At 73.2% G+C, this 4317-nt stretch carries 4 protein-coding genes; all 4 read right to left on the bottom strand.

The window, feature by feature from the left end:
- Positions 1-899, bottom strand: an 899-nt coding sequence (locus J0670_RS31535) for a hypothetical protein (RefSeq protein WP_374223206.1), incomplete at its 3' end; no start/stop codon positions are given.
- Between the two features lie 193 nt (positions 900-1092).
- Positions 1093-2106, bottom strand: coding sequence for an alcohol dehydrogenase AdhP (adhP, locus tag J0670_RS31530; protein ID WP_207815326.1), 1014 nt, complete (start codon positions 2104-2106; stop codon positions 1093-1095).
- 154 nt (positions 2107-2260) lie between these two features.
- Positions 2261-2758 carry a GNAT family N-acetyltransferase gene (locus tag J0670_RS31525; RefSeq protein WP_207815321.1) on the bottom strand — a complete coding sequence of 166 codons (498 nt, stop codon included), beginning with the start codon at positions 2756-2758 and terminating at the stop codon, positions 2261-2263.
- Positions 2755-4098 carry a DUF6271 family protein gene (locus J0670_RS31520; protein ID WP_207815319.1) on the bottom strand — a complete coding sequence of 448 codons (1344 nt, stop codon included), beginning with the start codon at positions 4096-4098 and terminating at the stop codon, positions 2755-2757. The genes J0670_RS31525 and J0670_RS31520 overlap by 4 nt, the downstream gene beginning before the upstream one ends.
- Positions 4099-4317: the final 219 nt, after the last annotated feature.

The following is a 4317-nucleotide window of genomic DNA, read 5'->3' as shown; positions in this document are numbered from 1 at the left end:
CCCTCCGGGCCGCGCGTACGGGCGGCGCTCTCGTCGCCGACCGGCGGGAGGGCCACGGCGGACGCGTCGAGGTGGTTCAGCATCGCGCCGAAGGCCCGCCCGGCCGCCTCCGTCGAGGTGAACGAGACCACGGTGAACTGAACGCTGTACACCTGGGCGGCACCGAACGCCACGGTCGCGTAGGCGAGTTGCTGATCACAGGAGGCCGGGAGCAGGCACGTCGCGGCGTCCCCCGTGACGGTGCCGGCGACCGGCCCGCTCTCCACCTGCCAGCCGGCGGGCATCGCCGGGACGTCGGGCAGCACGGCCGCCACCTGGGCGGGGTCGCGCAAGGTCCGGGCGGCGTGGGCCAGTTCGGGCCCGCGGGGGTGGAGCAGCGGGCGTGAACCCAGATTGACCCCGACGGCGACCAGCACCGCGACCAGGAGCAGGGCCAGCGCGAGGACGATGCCGGCGTTGCCGCGCCGGGCGGCGGCCGGCGCCTGCGCTCCGGCCGCCCGAGGATCCAGACGGAGCTGGACGGTGCTCGGGCCGGTGCCCTCGGCGCCGACCCGCAGGTGGACGGTGCTCGGATCGGCGGGCCGCCCCGGCTCGGCCTCCGCCCGCAGGTGGACGGTGGGCGGATCGGCGGGCCGCCCGAGCGGGGTGGTGGCCAGGTAGTGCGCGAACGCCCGGTCGGTGTCCAGCAGTTGGCCGACGGCGACGGTCAGCAGCTCCCGGCTCCGCGGATCGCCCGGGCTGGCCTCGACCGCGGCCACGACCCGTGCGCCCTCCGGCGTCGCCCGCAGCCGCGCCCGAACCACCTCGGCCACCGCCCGCCCCGGAGCGTCGGCCGCGCCCTGGGCCAGCCGCACCAGCGCCGTCACCACGGCGGGTGTCAGCTCCCGGTCGTCCCCCATGACAACTCCCCCCACCGCACGAGTCGTTGCCCCCAGGGTCCCGGACCGCAGGCCGCCGCGCACCCCCGCCGGACGGAACGGAGACCCAACCGCAACCGCCTCCGGACGTCCCGGGGACAACGCGGCGCGGGGGTGTCTCCCGGTCGAACCCCAGGGGAGCGCCGCGTGCCCGGCGGGTGTGCGGTAGCGGGGCTCAGCGCAGGTCGAAGACCAGGCGGGCGGAGACCTTGCCGCTCAGCACCTCGTCGAAGCAGGTGTTCACCTCGTCCAGGCGGCGGGTCTCGCGGATCACGCGGGTGCGGCCGAGGGAGTGCAGACGGAAGACCTCGGTCAGGTCCTCGCGGGTGCCGACGATCGAGCCGATCACCTTGGTGCCGTTCAGCACGGTCTCGAAGACCGGGAGTTCGAGCTTCCCGCCGGCCGGGAGCGCGACCAGGACCAGGGTGCCGCCGCGCCGCAGCGCGCCGTACGCGGCCTGGAAGGAGGCGTTGCTGACGGCGAGTGCGATGGCCGCGTGGGCGCCGCCGAGCGCCTGCACCTCGGCGGCGACGTCCTGGGTGCGGGCGTCCAGCACGTGATCGGCGCCGAGTTCGCGGGCGAGGGCCAGCTTGTCGTCGGTGACGTCGACGGCGATGGTCTCGGCGCCGGAGATCCGGGCGTACTGGAGCGCGAGGTGGCCGAGCCCGCCGATGCCGGAGACCAGCACCCGGGTGCCCGGGCGGGCGCCCGAGACCTTGAGCGCCTTGTAGGTGGTGACGCCCGCGCAGGACAGCGGGGCGGCGTCCAGCGGGTCGATGCCGTCCGGCACGGGGACGACGTAGTCGCCGTGCGCGAGCGCGTACTCGGCGTAGGCTCCGTCCACCGAGTAACCGCTGTTGTGCTGCTGGAGGCAGAGCGTCTCCCAGCCGGAGACGCAGTGGTCACAGCGCCCGCACGCGTCGGCCAGCCACGGGATGGCGACCCGCTCGCCCACCCGCACGTGCCGGACCTGCTCGCCGACCGCCTCCACGATGCCCACGCCCTCGTGGCCGGGGACGAAGGGCGGGTTCGGCTTGACCGGCCAGTCGCCGTGGGCAGCGTGGATGTCGGTGTGGCAGAGGCCGGAGGTCTCGATCCTGACCCGCACCTGGTGCGCGGCCGGCTCCGGTACCGGGCGGTCCTCGATGACCAGCGGGGCGGTGAAGTCGTGGACGACGGCGGCCTTCATGCGCTTCTCCCTCGGGCGTACGGACGTGTGCTGCCGGCGGCTGCGTGTGGTTGCGCAGCCGCCACCAGTCTTCACGCGATCGAGTGATCTTCGCTGTTGACACTACTCCGAAGGAGTGGCCATATCCCAATAAAACGCACACCGGTACGGGGGGTCAGCGCACCGGCATCGACATGTAGACCGCGCGCCGCCCGTAGGACGCGGGGACCGCCACCTCCCGGTGCGCGCGGTAGCCGAGCAGCCGCAGCAGGATGTCCGCCCCGCGCACCGCGACCATCGAGATCCGCTCGAAGCCCAGCTCCTCCGCCCGCTCCCGGAAGTGCCGCATGAACCCCAGCGCGACGTCCCGGCCGCGCAGGTCCTCGGCGATCACCAGGTCGTGCACGTGCAGGTTGCCCGACTCGTACGCCGCCTCCTCCGGCTCGGCGAGGTCCGGGCAGCGCAGCGGCGGGTACGGCAGGCTCAGCAGGTAGCCGCGGACCGCGCCGTGCTGCTCCAGCACGAAGCAGGTATCCGGCGAGCCGAGGGCGCGGGACTTCAGCGCCTCCCGGCCCTCCGACAGGCCGTCGGCCGCGTAGGCGTCGTGCTCCAGCGCGACCACGGCGTCCCAGTCGCCGTCGGCCAGCAGCCGGATCCGGAGGTCCTCGCTCACCAGGCCGCAACCTCCGAAGCGGCGCCAACCTCCGAAGCGGCGCCGAGCCCCTCCGCGCGGGAGGCGGCCACCAGTGCCGCCCAGGCCTCGATCAGCACGGCCCAGCGCTCGGCGTCCTCCTGCGCCTCGTCCAGGAGCTGCCGGCGCCGCTCGGCCACCACGTCCGCGAGCTCGGCGTACTTGCCGCCCAGCTTGCGGTAGGAGCGGTCCAGGACGTCCAGGCAGTGCTCGTTCCCGGCCCGGTCCCAGTCGACGCTGCCCCGCACCAGGTCGAGGACCGGCTCGACCCGTAGCCCGTGCCGCTCGTCCAGCAGTCCGCGGCCGAGGTCGATCATCCCGCCGTAGACCGGGTACAGGTACAGCATCGAGAGCAGGAACTTGACGAACCGCAGCTGGTAGGAGACGAAGCCGGCGCCGGTGCGGCGCTCGGGCGTGTAGTAGTTGACGATGTGGCGGTTGTGGGTGACGCCGGGCAGCCGGGAGTGGACCATGGCGTGCAGCAGGGCGTAGTCGCTGCCGATGGTCTCGATCGAGGGCAGCAGCGGCAGCACCTCGTAGGCCCGGTGGTCCAGGGCGATGTTGCACATGTAGACGTCCCAGATGTCGGGCACGCCGAGGACGGACTCGTCGGTGCCGAACGGCTCGGAGCCGGCGCCCTTGAAGGAGACGTCCACCATCGCGTCCCTCTCCTCCTCCGACCACACCGGCGGGGTCCACAGGCGCACCACCTCGCGGTAGACGGCCGGGTCCATCTCGTGGATCTCGCTGATGTCCACGTTGAGTTCGCCGATGAAGGAGCCGCTGACCAGCATCACCGGCTTGTCGGCGTCGGCCGGGTCGAGCTCGGAGCGGGACACGCCGGCCGCCGCCTCGCCGGCCGGCCGGCCGATCGAGAGCAGCTCGTGGTGGATCGGGAAGACCTTCCGACCGTCGACGACCTGGAAGTCGGCGTCGTCGTTGCGCAGGTGCGCCGAGGTGCAGCCCAGGGCGGCCGCTCCCAGGAAGAGCCGGTTGACGCAGGAACCGTACGCGACGGCTCGAGGGAGCATCAGGTCGAGCAGCAGCTCAGGGTCGGGGGCGCCGGAGCGCTCGGTCACCCGGCGCAGGAACTCCCGCTGCCGTTCCTCGCCGAGGTGGTGGACGACCACGCCGGGGGTGGGGGCCAGGGAGGCCACCGCGTTCGCGTTCTCCGCGAATTCGGGGGCGCCGGTGGTGTCGAGGATGAGGAGGTGCACCTCGACGTCGAAGTTGGCGACGGCGTAGGCCGCCTCCTCGGCGAGTTCCGCGATGGTGTCGGGGCAGGACCGCATGGTGGGCAGGGCGAGGCAGACTCTTTGCATGGTGGTGGATCTCCGTCGTGTCGTCAGAAATGCTGTGGCGATGGCGACTTGAAGGTGCCGAGGCGCACCACCGTGGACTAGACCACTTGTGAAGTCAACGATTGACAGGGTGGCTGTGGCGGGGTGGAATGCGCCCCCGCCCGACGGCTTCCGAGGCCTCCCGGGCCCTGCCCGGACCCCCTTCCGGGCAGGGCTGAGCACGGATCCGGCGGCGCGCGG

The organism is Streptomyces sp. FH025 (assembly GCF_017427025.1).
Classification (GTDB): Bacteria; Actinomycetota; Actinomycetes; order Streptomycetales; family Streptomycetaceae; genus Kitasatospora.
This window is presented reverse-complemented; position numbering and strand designations above follow the sequence as displayed.